The sequence below is a fragment of the Mesorhizobium sp. M0293 genome, assembly GCF_040321735.1.
Classification (GTDB): domain Bacteria; phylum Pseudomonadota; class Alphaproteobacteria; order Rhizobiales; family Rhizobiaceae; genus Mesorhizobium.
The window spans coordinates 1-879 of sequence record NZ_JAMYSA010000299.1 but is presented as its reverse complement, the minus strand read 5'-3'; the positions used below and the strand labels follow the sequence as shown (position 1 = coordinate 879).

General features: G+C 62.5%; 1 protein-coding gene and 1 pseudogene. Both read left to right on the top strand.

The window, feature by feature from the left end; all coding sequences use genetic code 11:
- Positions 1–279: pseudogene (locus NKJ06_RS35570) on the top strand (L-aspartate oxidase); the annotation flags it as partial.
- On the top strand, positions 279–879 hold a 601-nt coding region (gene nadC / locus NKJ06_RS35565; RefSeq protein WP_352812607.1), incomplete at its 3' end, for a carboxylating nicotinate-nucleotide diphosphorylase. The pseudogene NKJ06_RS35570 and the gene nadC, both read left to right, overlap by 1 nt.

The following is an 879-nucleotide window of genomic DNA, read 5'->3' as shown; positions in this document are numbered from 1 at the left end:
TCCAATGGGCTCGGTGTTATACGGGACGAGCAAGCACTATCCGACACCGTGGAAACGCTGCTGCCGATCGCGGTTCGCAACACTGCCGCTTCCGATCCCGCCTTGATCGCGCTGATGATCGCGGTTGCGGCGCTTCGGCGCCAGGAAAGCCGCGGCTCGCATTACAGGTCGGACTTCCCCATACGCAGCGCGCAGGCCCGGTCTTCGCGCTTGACCTTCGCCTCAGCAATGACGGTTGCGGCCGAACTTATTCTGCGGCCCGCGGAACGGAGTGCCTGATGACGTCACCTCCACCCCTTCCCGGGATCGTGATCGAGCCGATCGTGCGTAGCGCTCTACTTGAGGATCTGGGCAAAGCCGGTGACCTTACCAGCGATGCGATTATACCCTTTGACTGCAAGGCCGCCTTTGCGTTCAGAGCCAGGCAGTCTGGCGTTGTTGCCGGTCTTGATCTGGTAGCCTACGCTTTCATGCTTGTTGATCCGTCGATCGACATACGTTTTGGACGTCTGGACGGCAGCAGGATCGCGGCGGGTGAAACCATTGCAAGGGTGAGTGGACCGGCGCGGGGAATGCTTGCGGCCGAGCGTACAGCGCTCAATTTTCTCAGCCATCTCAGCGGCATTGCAACGGCAACGGCCGAGATCGTCGAGGCGGTGCGCGGTCAGAAAGCACGGATCGTCTGCACGCGAAAGACGACGCCCGGCCTACGCGCGCTGGAAAAATACGCCGTGCGCGCCGGCGGCGGCGCCAACCACCGCTTCGGGCTGGATGATGCCGTGCTCATCAAGGAAAAACACATTGCCATTGCCGGCGACATCCGCACGGCCATTGAGCGGGCGCGCGCCGCGGTCGGCCATATGGTCAAGGTCGAGGTCG